General features: G+C 71.4%; 12 protein-coding genes and 3 pseudogenes. 5 read left to right on the top strand and 10 right to left on the bottom strand.

What is annotated here, in order from left to right; all coding sequences use genetic code 11:
- Window positions 1-334 precede the first annotated feature (334 nt).
- The 5 genes and pseudogenes from ACFYXS_RS09935 to ACFYXS_RS09915 all read right to left on the bottom strand — a co-directional run.
- On the bottom strand, window positions 335-2020 hold the full coding sequence (locus ACFYXS_RS09935; protein ID WP_389245784.1) for a ribonuclease J: 1686 nt from the start codon (window positions 2018-2020) through the stop codon (window positions 335-337).
- 126 nt (window positions 2021-2146) lie between these two features.
- The gene (dapA, locus tag ACFYXS_RS09930; protein WP_389245782.1) at window positions 2147-3055 is read right to left on the bottom strand and encodes a 4-hydroxy-tetrahydrodipicolinate synthase; all 909 of its coding nucleotides are present in this window, start codon (window positions 3053-3055) and stop codon (window positions 2147-2149) included.
- Window positions 3056-3223: 168 nt separating this feature from the next.
- Window positions 3224-3673: pseudogene (gene thyX, locus ACFYXS_RS09925) on the bottom strand (FAD-dependent thymidylate synthase); the annotation flags it as partial.
- A 3-nt stretch (window positions 3674-3676) separates the two neighbouring features.
- Window positions 3677-4603 (bottom strand): annotated as a pseudogene (locus tag ACFYXS_RS09920) (HNH endonuclease); the annotation flags it as partial.
- Window positions 4583-4897, bottom strand: a pseudogene (locus ACFYXS_RS09915) (FAD-dependent thymidylate synthase); the annotation flags it as partial. The pseudogenes ACFYXS_RS09920 and ACFYXS_RS09915, both read right to left, overlap by 21 nt.
- Before the next feature lie 154 nt (window positions 4898-5051).
- On the opposite strand from ACFYXS_RS09915, the gene ACFYXS_RS09910 reads away from it, so the two are divergent.
- Entirely contained in the window at window positions 5052-5603 is a 552-nt protein-coding gene (locus ACFYXS_RS09910; RefSeq protein WP_389245780.1) for a hypothetical protein, read from the top strand.
- Between the two features lie 112 nt (window positions 5604-5715).
- On the opposite strand, the gene ACFYXS_RS09905 is transcribed toward ACFYXS_RS09910, so the two are convergent.
- On the bottom strand, window positions 5716-6750 hold the full coding sequence (locus tag ACFYXS_RS09905) for an ABC transporter substrate-binding protein (protein ID WP_389245778.1): 1035 nt from the start codon (window positions 6748-6750) through the stop codon (window positions 5716-5718).
- A 127-nt stretch (window positions 6751-6877) separates the two neighbouring features.
- Between ACFYXS_RS09905 and ACFYXS_RS09900 the strand changes: the two genes are divergently transcribed.
- The 4 genes from ACFYXS_RS09900 (at window position 6878) to argB (ending at window position 10882) form a co-directional block, all read left to right on the top strand.
- Window positions 6878-7951 (top strand): FecCD family ABC transporter permease, encoded by a 1074-nt coding sequence (locus ACFYXS_RS09900; protein ID WP_389245776.1) that lies wholly within the window; start codon window positions 6878-6880, stop codon window positions 7949-7951.
- Window positions 7948-8973: a FecCD family ABC transporter permease gene (locus ACFYXS_RS09895; RefSeq protein WP_389245774.1), complete on the top strand. Its 1026-nt coding sequence runs from the start codon at window positions 7948-7950 to the stop codon at window positions 8971-8973. Before ACFYXS_RS09900 ends, ACFYXS_RS09895 begins: the two co-directional genes overlap by 4 nt.
- Window positions 8970-9812, top strand: a complete 843-nt coding sequence (locus ACFYXS_RS09890) for an ABC transporter ATP-binding protein (protein ID WP_389245772.1) — start codon at window positions 8970-8972, stop codon at window positions 9810-9812. Before ACFYXS_RS09895 ends, ACFYXS_RS09890 begins: the two co-directional genes overlap by 4 nt.
- Before the next feature lie 209 nt (window positions 9813-10021).
- The gene (argB, locus tag ACFYXS_RS09885) at window positions 10022-10882 is read left to right on the top strand and encodes an acetylglutamate kinase (RefSeq protein WP_389245770.1); all 861 of its coding nucleotides are present in this window, start codon (window positions 10022-10024) and stop codon (window positions 10880-10882) included.
- A gap of 25 nt (window positions 10883-10907) precedes the next feature.
- Here argB and ACFYXS_RS09880 read toward each other — a convergent pair whose 3' ends face one another.
- From ACFYXS_RS09880 to ACFYXS_RS09865, 4 genes are read right to left on the bottom strand one after another with little or no spacing between them, the layout of a single operon-like run.
- Window positions 10908-11357 (bottom strand): hypothetical protein, encoded by a 450-nt coding sequence (locus ACFYXS_RS09880; RefSeq protein ID WP_389245768.1) that lies wholly within the window; start codon window positions 11355-11357, stop codon window positions 10908-10910.
- A gap of 45 nt (window positions 11358-11402) precedes the next feature.
- Entirely contained in the window at window positions 11403-12155 is a 753-nt protein-coding gene (gene dapB, locus ACFYXS_RS09875) for a 4-hydroxy-tetrahydrodipicolinate reductase (protein ID WP_389245766.1), read from the bottom strand.
- Between the two features lie 54 nt (window positions 12156-12209).
- Window positions 12210-13586, bottom strand: coding sequence for a M16 family metallopeptidase (locus ACFYXS_RS09870; RefSeq protein ID WP_389245764.1), 1377 nt, complete (start codon window positions 13584-13586; stop codon window positions 12210-12212).
- Window positions 13583-15823, bottom strand: a complete 2241-nt coding sequence (locus ACFYXS_RS09865) for a polyribonucleotide nucleotidyltransferase (RefSeq protein ID WP_389245762.1) — start codon at window positions 15821-15823, stop codon at window positions 13583-13585. The genes ACFYXS_RS09870 and ACFYXS_RS09865 overlap by 4 nt, the downstream gene beginning before the upstream one ends.
- Window positions 15824-15940 lie beyond the last annotated feature (117 nt).

Here is a 15940-nt window from a genome sequence, read left to right as displayed (position 1 = left end):
TGGCGTTGACTTTTGGCACGCTGTTGAGTTCTCAAGGAACGGAAGCTTCCTTCGAGACCGTTTCACCGGCCCCTCCGGGCTTTCCCTTCGTTGTCACCAGCTTATCAGACTCTTTCGGGCCCGATTCCCGCCGGTGGGGATTCATGCTTTCCTGCTTTTGCGTTCCGGCCTTTCAGCTTTCCCGCTCCCCGACTTTAGCAGATGCTTTCCGTCGGATTTACCACCCGGATTACGAGGACACACGTTTCCGCGATGTTTCGTCCCGGGGGTTGTGACAACGTACTGGAGCGGGCCGCCCCGATGCAAATCGGGGCGGCCCGCTCCTGGTGGGGCGTCAGACCTCCACGACCACAGGGAGGATCATCGGGCGCCGGCGGTAGGTGTCGGAGACCCACTTCCCGACGGACCGGCGGATCAACTGCTGCAGTTGACGCACCTCGGCGACACCGTCGGACGCCGCGCGGGCGAGGGACTCCTCGACCTTGGGGAGTACCGCGCCGAAGGCGTCGTCGTCGATACCGGAGCCACGGGCCTGGATGAACGGACCGCCCACGAGCTTGCCGGTGCTGGCGTCCACGACGACGAAGACCGAGATGATGCCTTCCTCGCCGAGGATGCGGCGGTCCTTGAGCGAACTCTCGGTGACGTCGCCGACGGAGAGCCCGTCGACGTACACGTAACCGGCCTGGACCTTGCCGACGACCTTGGCGACGCCGTCCACGAGGTCGACGACCACGCCGTCCTCGGCGATGACGCAGCGCTCCTTGGGAATGCCGGTCGCCGCGCCGAGGTCGGCGTTGGCGCGCAGATGGCGCCATTCCCCGTGGACCGGCATGAGGTTGCGCGGCTTGCAGATGTTGTAGAAGTACAACAGCTCGCCCGCCGACGCGTGGCCGGAGACGTGCACCTTGGCGTTGCCCTTGTGCACGACGTGGGCGCCCCAGCGGGTCAGGCCGTTGATCACGCGGTACACCGCGGTCTCGTTGCCGGGGATGAGCGAGGACGCCAGAACCACGGTGTCGCCCTCGACGATGCGGATCTGGTGGTCCCGGTTGGCCATGCGGGAGAGCGCGGCCATGGGTTCGCCCTGGGAGCCGGTGCAGACCAGCACGACCCGCTCGTCCGGGATGTCGTCGAGCGCCTTGACGTCGACGACGAGGCCGTTCGGGACCCGGAGGTAGCCGAGGTCACGGGCGATGCCCATGTTGCGGACCATCGAGCGCCCGATGAAGGCGACCTTGCGGCCGCGTTCGTGGGCCGCGTCCAGGACCTGCTGGATGCGGTGCACGTGGCTGGCGAAGCTGGCCACGATGATCCGCTTCTCGGCCTTGGCGAAGACCTGCCTCAGCACCGGCAGGATGTCCCGCTCGTGCGGGATGAAGCCGGGGACCTCGGCGTTGGTGGAGTCCGACAGCAGCAGGTCGATGCCCTCCTCCGACAGCCGCGCGAACGCGTGCAGGTCGGTGAGGCGGCCGTCGAGCGGCAGCTGGTCCATCTTGAAGTCGCCGGTGTGCACGACCATGCCGGCCGGGGTCCGGATGGCGACGGCCAGTGCGTCGGGGATGGAGTGGTTGACGGCGACGAACTCGCAGTCGAAGGGGCCGATGCGCTCGCGCTGCCCCTCGGCGACCTCGAGGGTGTACGGCCGGATGCGGTGCTCGGCGAGCTTGGCCTCGATCAGGGCGAGGGTCAGCTTGGAACCGATCAGCGGGATGTCGTCCTTCTCCCGCAGGAGGAAGGGGACGGCGCCGATGTGGTCCTCGTGGCCGTGGGTCAGGACGATGCCGACGATGTCGTCCAGGCGGTCCCGGATCGACGTGAAGTCGGGCAGGATCAAGTCAACTCCGGGCTGCTCCTCCTCCGGGAAGAGCACCCCGCAGTCGACGATCAGCAGGCGTCCCGCGTACTCGAAGACCGTCATGTTCCGGCCGATCTCACCGAGACCGCCGAGGGGGGTGATCCGCAGGCCGCCCGTGGGCAGCGCGGGGGGTGGGCCGAGCTCAGGGTGCGGATGGCTCAAAGTCTCTCCTCACCACACACGCCGCATCCCCCGGAGGGATCCCCCGGGGGCACGGGACGCGTGTGACATCGTGCTTTCTTCTGTCGGGTACTTCTCATGGTCGGTATTCAGTTTTTAAGTCTGTGGTTACAGCTGTACCCCGCCGGCGGCCAGATCCTTCTTCAGCTGTGCGGTCGCCGCTTCGCCGAGCTCGTCGAGGCCGACGAGCGGCAGTCGCAGCGGTCCGGCCGGGAGTCCCCGCCAGGCCAGGGCGGCCTTGGTGGTGATCACGCCCTGGGCACGGAACATCCCGGTGAAGACGGGGAGCAGCTTCTGGTGGATCTCGGTCGCCTTGTGGACGTCACCGGAGAGATACGCCTCCAGGAGGGCGCGGAGCTCAGGGGTGACCAGATGTCCCACCACGGAGACGAAGCCGACGGCGCCGACGGACAGCAGCGGCAGGTTGAGCATGTCGTCGCCGGAGTACCAGGCGAGGCCGCTGCGGCTGATCGTCCAGCTCGCGGCGCCGAGGTCGCCCTTGGCGTCCTTGTTGGCGACGATCCGGGGGTGCTCGGCGAGCCGGACGAGGGTCTCGGTCTCGATCGGGACGCCGCTGCGGCCGGGGATGTCGTAGAGCATGACCGGCAGGCCGGTGGCGTCCGCGACGGTGGTGAAGTGCCGGTACAGGCCCTCCTGGGGGGGCTTGTTGTAGTACGGCGTGACCGCGAGCAGGCCGTGCGCGCCGGCGCGCTCGGCCTGGCGGGCCAGTTCGACGGTGTGGTGGGTGTCGTTGGTGCCGACACCTGCCACCACGAAGGCGCGGTCCCCGACCGCTTCCAGGACGGCCCGGACGAGCTGCTCTTTCTCCACGTCACTGGTGGTCGGGGACTCACCGGTGGTGCCGTTGACGACCAGGCCGTCATTGCCTGCGTCGACCAGGTGCGCGGCGAGCCGCTGCGCGCCGTCGAGGTCGAGAGCACCGTCCGCGGCGAACGGCGTGACCATTGCGGTCATGACCCGCCCGAAGGGGGTCTGCGGGGTGGAGGTCGGAGCCATGGGACCAACGCTACTCGGTGCCGGTGTCCGGAGGACCCCTCGGGACCTGCGAGGAGGACTCCGGCGCTGCCTGCTCGGGGGTTCAAGCAGCACCGGAATCCGTTTCTGCAGACTAGACGAACTGCAGGAAACCCGGCAATCGGAACATTCCGGATGAGTGGCGTACCGCTACGGTGCGATCCGGCCGTTCGCGTTGAAGGCACTGTGCGTGAGCGGCATGAGCTTGGCCCATTCGGCTTCCATCCGCTCACCGACCATCTCGATCTCCCGCTGCGGGAAGGACGGCACCTTGGCCAGCTCGTGCTGGGTGCGCAGGCCCAGGAAGTGCATCAGGGAGCGGGCGTTGCAGGTGGCGTACATCGACGAGAACAGGCCGACCGGCAGGGTCGCCCGGGCCACCTCGCGGGCCACACCGGCGGCCAGCATGTTCTGGTACGCCTCGTACGACTGACGGTAGGAGGCCTCCATGGCCTCGCTGACCGCCTTGTGCTGCTCGGGGGACCCGTGCACGAACTCGTACTTCCCCGGCCGCCCCTGCTGCACCAGCTTGCGGTCCTCGCCGGGCACGTAGAACACCGGCTGCAACTCGCGGTAGCGGCCCGACTCCTCGTTGTAGGAGTTGTGCACGACGATGCCGTCGGCGAGGAAGTTGTGCCACGGGCCCTCGACCGACAGGTCGTAGGTCATCTCCTCGCCGTCCTGCGCGATGGAGACGATCGGGTCGGGCAGGGCCGTACCGGTCACGGCGCCGTCCTGGGCGCGCGTCTGCTCCTCGCCGCTCCTGCGGGTGTGGCACTCCTCGCACACGGGGACCAGGTTGCTCTCATCCAGGGCGAGGGCGAGGTCCGCGGCGACGGGGACGCGGTGGTCCAGGGCCAGTTCCGCGCGCGGGAGGGAGCGGGCGCACAGGTGGCATGTGCCGGTCTCGCCGATCAGGCGCTCGCGCTGCCGGGAGGTCCACACGCCGATGCCGCGCGCCAGGCCCGGGGGCACCGGCGGCCGCGAGGGCTCCCGCTCGGGGCCCGCGCCCATGACGGCGTCGCCCACGGCCAGCTCGCCGGCCTTCGCCCAGCCCTCGGGCGTCAGGACGGCGTGGTCCACGGAGCAGCGCAGCACGCGGCCCGACGACGTGGTGACCTTGAGGAGTTGCTTGACGCCCGACTCCATCACGTCGGTGATCCGGGCCCGCCCCGGCAGCAGCGTCTCCTCGTCGTAGCAGCGCACGTGGTTGCGGCGGACCGATTCCAGCGTGCGCAGCCGCGTGCCCGGCTCCTGCTCGCGGAACTCGACCACCGCGCTCTCGGCGGCCTCGCGGCTCTCGTACAGGCCGAGGTAGTGACGCTCGTCACCCCGTCGGACCTCCGCCCGCCAGCGGCCCGCCGCGGAGTGCCAGGTGACGCCGCCGGCGGAGGCCGGCAGCCGGTCCTCGACGCCCAGGTGCCACAGGCGGTGCAGTTCCCTGATGCTCCTGCGACGGAGGGTGCCGGCCTCGCTCTCCAGCGTGATCTCCGTGTCGCCGGCGAGGCACCAGCCGACCCGGTGGCGCATGAACTCGCGGAAGACGAAGATCGGGGCGCTCACGAAGAAGGTCATCGAGTTGTGCTCGAAGGGGCTGCCGTGGCGGTCCCGCATGAGGTAGTTGATCAGGCCCTTGGAGCGCTCGGGGTCCTTGCTGATCTCCGCGAGGGACTGCTCGCCGGCGGTGGAGACCCGAGCGGCCCACAGGACGTCGGAGTCCGAGGCACTGTGCTTGACGAGCTCGACGGTCACGTCGTCGCGGAACTGCACGGACTCTGCGAACTCTGCGGACTCTGCGGAATCGTCGGCGGAGGTGTCGGTCACCGGGCGTCCTTCCTCTGGCGCTGTGGACGGCGACCACCCTATTGGGCAGCGGCGACATCGCCGACAACACCCGCACGCGCCGCAAAGCGGCGCAAAGGCCGACGGTGGCCGACCAGCGGTGGCCCGGTCCGACACTCCCCTATAGCCTCACGGTGTGTCTCTGCCCTTCCTCGCCGCGGAAAGCGGCCATGACGAGCACTTCGCCGACGCCGACGCCGCACTCCCCCACCGGTCCGAGGACCGGTGGACGCGTCCGTACCGGCCGGGTCCCTGGCGGGTCGCCGCGGGGGCGCTGCTGCTGGTGCTCGCCTCGTACATGCTCTTCGCCGCCGTGGTCATGGGGCTCGCCGGAAGCGGGTCCGGGGTGACGTGGACGGCCGGCGGCGCCGTGCTGGTGATCGTCGTCGTACTGCGCCTGCTGCACGTGGGTTTCTGGGTGAGCGCCCGCGGGGTCCGGCAGGTCCGGCTGCTCCACACGGTGACGCTGCCGTGGGAGCGGGTGGCCTCGGTCCGTACGGTCCAGCAGCCGGTGAAGTGGCTCGCGATGCCGCGGACGGTGCAGGGCCAGGCGCTGGTGGTCACCCAGGCGAGCGGCGAGCGGCTGCGCCCGCTGCTGACCGACCACAACGCGGACTTCCTGGGCCGCACGGAGGCCTTCGACCAGGCGGCCGACGCCATAGAGGCCTGGGCCGCAGGACCGCGCTGAGGCGCGATGTCCGCGGAGGACCGTACGCGCGACGACGCCGTCCTGGTCCAGGACGGCGTCGTCGTTCCGCGTGGGCCCCGCGGATGCGCCGCGGGGCCCACGCGGAACGGGGTCAGGTGAGCTTCCTGGCCTTCTGGACGGCCGCGGCCAGGTCCTCCAGCAGCGGCGCGGCGCCGGCCCAGGAGAAGCGCGGGACGGCGTCCCAGGGGAACACCTGGCCGGCCTTCACGGCGGGGAGCTTCTTCCAGGAGGGCTTGGACTGGAGGGCCTTGGGCTGCAGCGCGGTGCCGCGGCTGTCGAGCAGGATCAGGTCCGCGTCGTACTTGTCCGCGTTCTCCCAGCTCAGGCTCTCGTAGTAGTCGCCGCCGTCGGTCTTCTCGGGGACGATGACGTCCACGCCGAGCGACGTGAAGTACATCAGGTCGCTGCTGACCCCGGGGTTGGAGACATAGAGGAGGTCGGCGGCGCCGGAGGCGGCGAGGACCTTGATGCCTCCGGCGGCCTTGGCGGCGGAGCGCAGGGTCTCGGCGGCCTTCTCGAAACGGGCCTTGGCCTCGGTGACCCTGGGCGCCTTGAGGTCGGCGCCCAGGGACTCGGCGAGTTCGGCGTAGCGCCGGATCGGCTCGGTCAGCGGGACGCGGCCGGTGGTGACGGCGACGCTCGGCGCCAGCTTGAGGATCTTGTCCTTGCTCTCGTCCGGCACGTACCAGAGGGCGCCGGGGTCGTACATGTGCGTCACGAGGAGTTCGGGTCGCAGGGCCGCGTACTTCTCGACGCTGAACTCGCCCCAGACGTTGCCGAGAATGCCGACCTTGGCGATGTCGAGGTCGCCGGCCTGCTTCTCTGCGGTGCCGTCGGCCTTCCTGGTCTCGCCGAAGACACCGGCTATCCGCTTGCCGAGGCCGAGGTCGACCAGGGCCGCGGCGGTGCCGGTGAAGGCGACGATGCGCTGCGGGGTGGTCCGGGCGGTGACCTTCTTCCTGCGGTCGTCGGTGAAGGACCACGGGCCGCTCTCGGTGCTCGCCTTGGCGGATGCCTTGTCGCCGCCGCCGGTGCCGCAGGCGGTCAGGAGAGCGCCGACGCCCAGGACGCCTCCTGCGGCAAGCAGGCCGCGGCGGCTCAGGCGGGGGTCTTCGGCGAGGGGCATGGTGGTGCCTCACTTTCGGGAACGGGGGGACTGACATCGGCCGAGGGCCGAACTTAGGTTACCCTAACCTTACCTTTGACCCCGTCGTCACACCGGCCCCCACCAGCCGGTATTCGAAAGGCCGTACGTGAACCTCACCAACTCCCCTGCCATCGGGGGGAGTCCACCGGTCGGGCCGGCCGCCCCGGAGAACGGGCCGCCGCCCGCCCCCGGGCGGCTGCTGCCACGGGCCGCCGGACTGCTCGCCGCGCTGCTGCTCCTGCTCGTCGTGCTCACCGTGAGCATCGCGGTCGGCGCCCGGGCCGTGTCCCCGCAGGAGGTCTGGCAGGGGCTCACCGACAACGGCTCGGACACGTACACCGTCGTCCACGGGATGCGGCTGCCGCGCACCCTGCTCGGGCTGCTCGCCGGCACGGCGCTGGGTGTCGCGGGCGCGCTGATGCAGGCGCTGACCCGCAACCCGCTGGCGGATCCGGGGCTGTTGGGCATCAATGCGGGCGCCTCCGCGGCGGTCGTGTCGGCCATCGCCTTCCTCGGCGTGACCACCTTCGCCGGCTATGTGTGGTTCGCGTTCGCGGGCGCGGCCGTGGTGTCGGTGCTGGTGTACGCGGTCGGCGGCGGGCGCGGGGCCACTCCCGCGCGGCTCGCGCTGGCCGGAACCGCCGTGAACGCGGCGCTGTTCTCCTTCGTCAACGCCGTCGTGCTGCTGGACTCCGCCGCCCTGGAGCGGATGCGCTTTTGGACGGTGGGTTCACTGGCGAGCGCCGAGACCCGCACCGTCACCGCGCTCGCGCCCTTCGTCGTCGCCGGGCTGCTGCTGGCCCTCGTCCTGGGCCGCCCGCTCAACGCCCTGACCCTCGGCGACGATGCGGCGCGCGCGCTGGGCGCCCGCCCCGAGCGCACCCGGGCCGCCGTCATCGTCGCGGTCACCCTGCTGTGCGGGGCGGCGACCGCGGCCTGCGGGCCGCTGGTCTTCGTCGGGCTGATGGTGCCGCACCTGGTGCGCGCCCTGACCGGGCCCGACCAGCGCTGGATGCTGCCGTACTGCGCGGTGCTCGCGCCGGTCGTACTGCTCGGCGCGGACGTGCTCGGGCGGGTGCTCGCCCGGCCCTCCGAACTCCAGGTCGGCGTCGTCACGGCCGTCGTCGGCGGGCCCTTCTTCCTGTACTTCGTGCGCCGGCGGAAGGTGGCCACCGCATGAGCGTCCTGCGCTACGGAGCCTGGTCGGTCCGCCTGCGGCCGCGCGCGGCGCTGGTGTGTGCGCTGTGCGTACTGGTCGCGCTGGCCGTCGGCGTACTGACCATCGGCACCGGCGACTTCCCCGTCCCGCCCGCCGACGTGCTGCGCACCCTCGCCGGACAGGGCGCGCCCGCCGACGCCTTCATCGTCAACGAACTGCGGCTGCCGCGCGTGGTGACCGCGTTGCTCGCGGGCGGAGCACTCGGGCTCGCGGGCGCGGTCTTCCAGTCCGTCGTCCGCAACCCGCTGGGCAGCCCGGACGTGCTCGGCTTCACCCAGGGCGCGACGACCGGCGCGCTGGTGGTCGTGGTCACCGGCGGCGGCAGCCTCGCGCTCGCCATGGGCGCGGTGACCGGCGGAATCGTCACCGGCGTCCTGGTCTACGCGCTGGCCTGGCGGCAGGGCGTGCACGGTCACCGGCTGGTGCTGGTCGGCATCGGCGTGGCCGCGATCCTGACGGGCGTCAACGGCTACCTGCTGACCAAGGGCCAGTTGATGGACGCGGCGCGGGCGGTGCTGTGGATGACCGGCAGCCTCGACGGGCGCGGCTGGCCGGAGGCGGTACCGCTGCTGCTGGTGATGGCGGTGCTGGTGCCCGTGGTGCTTCTCGGCTGCGGCCGGGGGCTGCGGATGATGGAGATGGGCGACGACGCGGCGGCCGGGCTCGGTGTGCGCGTCGAACGCGTCCGCCTGGTGCTGCTGGCGGCCGCGGTGCTGCTGGCCTCCTTCGCGGCGGCCGCGGCGGGGCCCGTGGCCTTCGTCGCACTGACGGCACCGCAACTGGCCCGGCGGCTGACCCGTGCGCCCGGGCCCAATCTGCTCCCGTCGCTGTTCACGGGCGCGGCGCTGATGGTGGCGGCCGACTGGGCGGCGCAATCGGTCCTCCCCGGGCGGCAGTTGCCCGTGGGCGTGGTGACGGGTGTGCTCGGCGGCGGCTATCTCGTGTGGCTGCTCGCGACGGAACGCAAGGCGGGGCGGATATGACGACCACGACGGCACACCACACGAAGGACGGCACCGAGGTGCGCACCACCAGCAGGCTCAGCGGCGAGGACCTCACGCTGGCGTACGAGCGGCGGACCGTCGCGGAGAACCTGACCGTGGCGGTACCGGACGCCTCCTTCACGGTGATCGTCGGGCCGAACGCCTGCGGCAAGTCCACTCTGCTGCGCGCCCTGTCGCGGACGCTGAAGCCGGCCCGCGGCACGGTCCTGCTGGACGGGCGGGACATCGGCACGCTGCCCGCCAAGCAGGTGGCCCGGACCCTCGGTCTGCTGCCGCAGACGTCCGTGGCGCCGGAGGGCATCACGGTCGCCGATCTGGTGGCCCGCGGCCGTTACCCGCACCAGGGCCTGCTGCGGCAGTGGTCGCGTGAGGACGAGCGGGTGGTGAACGAGTCGATGGACGCGACCGGCGTGGCGGAGCTGTCCGAGCGCCCCGTGGACGAACTGTCCGGCGGTCAGCGGCAGCGCGTGTGGATCGCGATGGCCCTGGCGCAGCAGACGCCGCTGCTGCTGCTCGACGAGCCGACGACGTACCTCGACATCACCCACCAGATCGAGGTGCTCGACCTGTGCGCCCGGCTGCACGAGGAGGGCCGCACCGTCGTGGCCGTCCTGCACGACCTCAACCACGCGGCGCGGTACGCCACCCACCTGATCGCGATGCGCGACGGCCGGGTCGTCGCGGAGGGCCCGCCCGCCCGGGTGGTGACCGAGACGCTGGTGCAGGACGTCTTCCGGCTGCGCTGCCGGGTGATCGACGACCCGGAGACCGGCACCCCGCTGGTCGTGCCCGCCGCCCGGCGTGCCGCGGCGGTGTGACATCCACGACACGTGCCGCCGGGGCCGGACGGACAGCCGGCGGTCATCGCGCGTTTCCCTGAGCCTGTTACGTTCCGGCCCGGCCCGCCCGACGCCCTGGCGACGGCGCCCGGACGAGCCGACCCCGACGAGGACCTGGAGCGACTGGTGCACGGACCGTCCGGCCCCCATTCCGACGCGTTCCCCCGCGACGACCGTCCGGCCCGTCCGTGACCGCCCTCCTCACCTCCGCCTCGCCGGTTCCCGCGCTGGAACTCCTGCGCGGACGCACGGTGGTGGTCAAGTACGGCGGCCACGCCATGACGGACGACGCGCTGCTGGCCGCCTTCGCCGACGACGTGGTGCGGCTGCGGCGTGCCGGGGTGCGGCCGGTCGTCGTGCACGGCGGCGGCCCGCAGATCAGCGCGCATCTGGAGCGCATGGGCGTGCAGGCCCGTTTCCTGGCCGGACTGCGGGTCACCACACCGGAGACGCTGGACGTCGTGCGGATGGTGCTGGCGGGCAAGGTCCAGCGCGAACTCGTCGGTCTGCTCAACCGGCACGGCCCGTACGCGGTCGGGCTCACCGGCGAGGACGCGCACACGCTGACGGCGGTGCGCCGCTACGCCGAGGTCGACGGCGAACTCGTGGACATCGGGCTGGTCGGGGACGTGACCGAGGTCAACACCGGTGCCGTGGACGTGCTCTTGGACCACGGCCACATCCCGGTGGTCTCCCCCATCGGCCGCGGCACCGACGGCCAGCCCTACAACGTCAACGCCGACACGGCCGCGGGCGCCATCGCCGCAGCCCTCGGTGCCGACTCCCTGGTCGTCCTCACCGACGTGCCGGGGCTGTACGCGGACTGGCCGCGCCGCGAGCGGGTGGTGGACCGGCTCACCGCCGACGAGCTGGAGACGATGCTGCCGTCGCTCGGCGGCGGCATGGGCCCGAAGATGCGCGGCTGCCTGCTGGCGGTCCGGGCGGGGGTCGGCTCCGCCCGGGTCCTGGACGGCCGCGCCCCGCACGCGCTGCTGCACGCCCTGGCCGGTGGCCCCACCGGCGGTGGCACCACGGTGCTGCCGGGCTGACGGACCGGTCCGCCCTCAGAGCCCGTCACGTCTGCGGCGCGCGGCCGCGCAGCGAGATCGCGCGCTGCATCGCCTTGCGGGCCCGCGGGGTGTCACGGGCGTCGTGGTAGGCGACGGCGAGCCGGAACCAGGTGCGCCAGTCCTCCGGCGCCGCCTCCGTCTCCGCCTTGCGCCGGGCGAACACCGCGTCCGCCGAGGATCGGTCGATCCGCCCGCTGGGGGTGCGCACCAACTCGTCCTCCGGCAGGCCGCCCTCGGCCTCCAGCTCCCGGGCCAGCCGGCCCGCGTCGCGCGCGAACCGGGTCGTGCGGACCAGGAACCATACGCCGATCAGCGGCAGGACGAGGACCGCCAGGCCAAGGACGACCGTGACCGGGCGGCCGTCCTGGATCAGCCACACGCCGCGGGCGCCGACCAGGGCGAAGTAGACGACGAGGACGGCGGCGGTGACGAAGTAGGTGATCTTTGCGCGCATGATGGGCGATCCGGCTCTCGGTCTCTGACTCTCGGTGGCGGACTCTCAGTCCAGGTCCATGAAGTGCTCCAGGCCGAAGGTGAGCCCCGGCGTGGAGACGACCCGCCGCACGCCGAGCAGGACGCCCGGCATGAAGGAGGCGCGGTTCATGGAGTCGTGGCGGATGGTGAGGACCTCGCCGGCGTCGCCGAAGAGGACCTCCTGGTGGGCGACGAGCCCGCGCAGCCGCACCGAGTGCACCGGGACCCCCTCCACGTCGGCGCCGCGCGCCCCGTCCAGGGCGGTCGCGGTGGCGTCCGGCTGCGCGCCGAGCCCCGCCTCGCGGCGGGCGTCGGCGATCAGCTGGGCGGTGCGGGCGGCCGTGCCGCTCGGGGCGTCGACCTTGTCGGGATGGTGCAGTTCGACGATCTCCGCGGACTCGAAGAAACGGGCGGCCTGGCGTGCGAAGCGCATCGTCAGCACCGCGCCGATACCGAAGTTGGGGGCGATGAGCACTCCCGTGCCGGAGGCGGCGCCGAGCCAGCCGCGCAGGGTGTCCAGGCGTTCGTCGGTCCAGCCGGTGGTGCCGACGACGGCGTGGATGCCGTGCCGCAGGCAGAAGTCGAGATTGCCCATGACCGAGCCGGGCGCGGTCAGTTCGATCGCGACCTGCGCCCCGTTCTCGGCCAGCGCCTCCAGCTTGTCCTCGCGGCCGATGGCGGCGACCAGCTCCATGTCCCCGGCGGCCTCCACGGCCTTGACCGCCTCCGTGCCCATGCGGCCACGGGCCCCGATCACACCCACGCGGATTGTGCTCATCGTTCCTGTCCTTCGGTCGGTAGGGGCTGGTAGGGGCTGGGTACGACTGGCCGCTCAGACCACGCAATCGTGCAGGCGGGCCACCTGCTTGTCCTTGAGCGGGCCTATGACGGCCAGCGAGGGCCGCTGCCCGAGCACGTCCCGGGCGACCGCACGGACCTCCTCGGGGGTCACCGCGGCGATCCTCTCCAAGGTGGCGTCCACCGACATCTGCTCGCCCCAGCACAGTTCGCTCTTGCCGATGCGGTTCATCAGGGCGCCGGTGTCCTCCAGGCTGAGCACGGTCGAGCCGGAGAACTGGCCGACGGCGCGCCGCAGTTCCTCGTCGTCGAGGCCGTTCTCCGCGACCTTGTGGAGTTCCTCGCGGCAGATCTTCAGCACCTCTGGCACCCGGCGCGGCTGGCAGCCGGCGTACACCCCGAACAGGCCGCTGTCGGCGAAGGACGAGGTGTAGGAGTACACGCTGTAGGCGAGGCCGCGCTTCTCGCGGACCTCCTGGAACAGCCGCGAGCTCATGCCGCCGCCGAGCGCCGTGTTGAGCACGCCCATGGCCCAGCGCCGGTCGTCGTGCCGGGACAGGCCGGGCATGCCGAGCACCACGTGGGCCTGCTCGGTGCGCCGTTCCAGCACCTCGACCCGGCCCTGGCTGCGCAGGGTCTTGCTGCCGCCGCGCGGCGGCCGGGGCACGGCCTCGGGGTCGCGGAGCGCGCCCGCGTCCTCGAAGGCCCGGCGCACCTGCCGGACGACGGCGTCGTGGTCGATGTTGCCGGCCGCGGCGACGACGAGCCGGGTGGGGTCGTAGTGCTTCCGGTAGAAGCGGTGCACCTGGTCGCGGGTGAGGGCGTTGATGGTCTCGACGGTGCCGAGCACCGGGCGGCCCAGCGGGGAGTCCCCCAGCAGCGCGGTGGCGAACAGGTCGTGCACCTGGTCGCCGGGGTCGTCCTCGGTCATCGCGATCTCCTCCAGGACGACGCCGCGTTCGGCGTCGATGTCCTCCTGGCGGATGAGCGAGCCGGTCAGCATGTCGGCGACCACGTCGATGGCGAGCGGCAGATCGGTGTCGAGGACACGCGCGTAGTAGCACGTGTACTCCTTGGCGGTGAAGGCGTTCATCTCACCGCCGACCGCGTCGATCGCGGAGGAGATCTCCAGCGCGCTGCGCCGTGCCGTGCCCTTGAAGAGCAGGTGCTCCAGGTAGTGCGTGGCGCCGTTCAGGGCCGGCGTCTCGTCGCGGGAGCCGACGGCGGCCCAGATCCCGAAGGTCGCCGAACGCACCGTGGGCAGCGTCTCGGTGACGACGCGCAGCCCCCCGGGCAGGATGCTGCGACGTACGGTGCCGATGCCGTCGAGGCCGGGGAGCAGGGTCTGCGTGCGGACGGCCCGCCCCTTGGTGGAGGGGCGGGCCGTCACACGAGTGGAGCGGTCGGTCACTGCTCGGACGCGTCCTCGGACTTGTCGTCGGCACCGTCAGCGCCGGACTCGTTCTCTTCCCCTTCGACGACGGGGATCAGCGAGAGCTTGCCGCGCTGGTCGATCTCGGCGATCTCGACCTGGACCTTGGTGCCCACGGGGAGGACGTCCTCGACGTTCTCCACGCGCTTGCCGCCGGCCAGCTTGCGGATCTGCGAGATGTGCAGCAGGCCGTCCTTGCCCGGGAGCAGGGAGACGAAGGCACCGAAGGTGGTGGTCTTCACGACCGTGCCCAGGTACCGCTCGCCGACCTCGGGCATCGTCGGGTTGGCGATGCCGTTGATCACGGTGCGGGCGGCCTCGGCGGACGGGCCGTCGGCGGCACCGATGTAGATGGTGCCGTCGTCCTCGATCGTGATCTCGGCGCCGGTGTCCTCCTGGATCTGGTTGATCATCTTGCCCTTGGGGCCGATGACCTCACCGATCTTGTCCACCGGGATCTTGACGGTGATGATGCGCGGGGCGTTCGGCGACATCTCGTCCGGAGTGTCGATCGCCTCCATCATCACGTCGAGGATGTGCAGTCGGGCGTCGCGGGCCTGCTTGAGGGCCGCGGCCAGGACCGACGCCGGGATGCCGTCGAGCTTGGTGTCCAGCTGCAGCGCCGTGACGAACTGCTTGGTGCCGGCGACCTTGAAGTCCATGTCACCGAAGGCGTCCTCCGCACCGAGGATGTCGGTGAGGGTGACGTAGTGGGTCTCGCCCTCGATCTCCTGGGAGATCAGGCCCATGGCGATACCGGCGACGGGGGCCTTCAGCGGCACACCGGCGTTCAGCAGCGACATGGTGGAGGCGCAGACCGAGCCCATCGACGTGGAGCCGTTGGAGCCCAGCGCCTCGGAGACCTGGCGGATCGCGTAGGGGAACTCCTCGCGGGTCGGCAGGACCGGCAGCAGAGCGCGCTCGGCGAGCGCGCCGTGGCCGATCTCGCGGCGCTTCGGGGAGCCGACGCGGCCGGTCTCGCCGGTGGAGTACGGCGGGAAGTTGTAGTTGTGCATGTAGCGCTTGCGCGTCTCGGGCGCCAGCGTGTCCAGCTGCTGCTCCATGCGCAGCATGTTCAGCGTGGTGACACCCAGGATCTGGGTCTCGCCGCGCTCGAACAGCGCCGAGCCGTGCACACGCGGGATGGCCTCGACCTCGGCGGCCAGGGTGCGGATGTCGGTGACACCGCGGCCGTCGATGCGGACCTTGTCCTTGATGACGCGCGCGCGGACCAGCTTCTTGGTCAGCGAGCGGTAGGCGGCGGAGATCTCCTTCTCGCGGCCCTCGAACTGCGGCAGCAGCTTCTCGGCGGCGAGCGCCTTCACACGGTCGAGCTCGGCCTCACGGGCCTGCTTGCCGGCGATGGTCAGCGCCTGCTTGAGCTCGTCCGCGACGGCCGACTCGAGCGCCTCGAACACGTCGTCCTGGTAGTCCAGGAAGATCGGGAACTCGGCGGTCTCCTTGGCGGCCTTGGCGGCCAGGTCGGCCTGCGCCTTGCACAGCACCTTGATGAACGGCTTGGAGGCGTCCAGGCCGGCCGCGACGACCTCCTCGGTCGGCGCCTCGGCGCCGCCCTCGACCAGCTTGATCGTCTGGGTGGTGGCCTCGGCCTCCACCATCATGATCGCGACATCGCCGTCCTCGAGGGTGCGACCGGCGACGACCATGTCGAAGACGGCGTCCTCCAGCTCGCTGTGGGTCGGGAAGGCGACCCACTGGCCGCGGATCAGCGCGACGCGGACGCCGCCGATCGGGCCGGAGAACGGCAGGCCGGCCAGCTGCGTGGAGCAGGAGGCGGCGTTGATGGCGACCACGTCGTAGAGGTGGTCGGGGTTGAGCGCCATGATCGTCGCCACGACCTGGATCTCGTTGCGCAGGCCCTTCTTGAAGGACGGGCGCAGCGGGCGGTCGATCAGGCGGCAGGTGAGGATCGCGTCCTCGGAGGGACGGCCCTCACGACGGAAGAAGGAACCGGGGATCCGCCCGGCCGCGTACATGCGCTCCTCGACGTCCACCGTGAGGGGGAAGAAGTCGAGCTGGTCCTTCGGGTGCTTCGAGGCGGTGGTGGCCGACAGCACCATGGTGTCGTCGTCCAGGTAGGCCACGGCCGAGCCGGCGGCCTGACGGGCCAGACGGCCCGTCTCGAAGCGGATCGTACGGGTGCCGAAGCTGCCGTTGTCGATCACGGCTTCGGCGTAGTGGGTCTCGTTCTCCACTATGGGGATTCTCCTCTTTCGTGCCGCCGGGCGTCTTCCCGGTGGCCGTCGGTGGAGGGGCGTCCCGCCGGGCCGGTCTTCGATCGAAGCCACCGGGACGTACGTGCTGCCCGGGGG

The organism is Streptomyces sp. NPDC002574, from assembly GCF_042889545.1.
Taxonomy (GTDB): Bacteria; Actinomycetota; Actinomycetes; order Streptomycetales; family Streptomycetaceae; genus Actinacidiphila.
The sequence above is the reverse complement of the archived record's forward strand: the minus strand, read 5'-3'. Positions and strand labels throughout refer to the sequence as shown.